Here is a 511-nt window from a genome sequence, read left to right on the forward strand (position 1 = left end):
TATAATTACAAGTTACATTAGGAATCAGGGACAAAAATTCTTTCTTTTTTACATTTAACATTTCAATTGCATGTCTTAAATTCTTACGTATTTTGGGAATTGTATTAATCAAATATTTTATTACATCAACAATTTTCGATGCATATTCATCATATATACTTTGAACATAGTCTGCTATTTTTTTAATACCATCATCGATATGGTCTTTTAATATTTTCATTTTTCTTCCTAAATAATTAGAAGGTATAACTAGACCCTGTACCATATTTTCGCCGCTACAATTAATTTGGAAATTCCCATCTAAAATTGTTGCATCTTGTTGTTTCATAATACTTCTAATTTCTGCAATTTGCCTACCATAAATATCATTTTGATTTTTTATTCGCTCTATATTCTGTTTCACTACTTTCAAATGTTTCATCATTTCTTCAGATACTCCATCTCTGAAGTCGTGATCTATATTTTTGAAAATTTCTAAAATTTCATTATCTATACTATCATACACTTTTTC

1 pseudogene is annotated in these 511 nt (G+C 26.2%); it reads right to left on the minus strand.

Going from position 1 to position 511, the window contains the following annotated elements:
• A pseudogene (locus IDG60_RS02285) lies at nt 1-511 on the minus strand (hypothetical protein); the annotation flags it as partial.

This window comes from Staphylococcus sp. EG-SA-2, assembly GCF_017152085.1.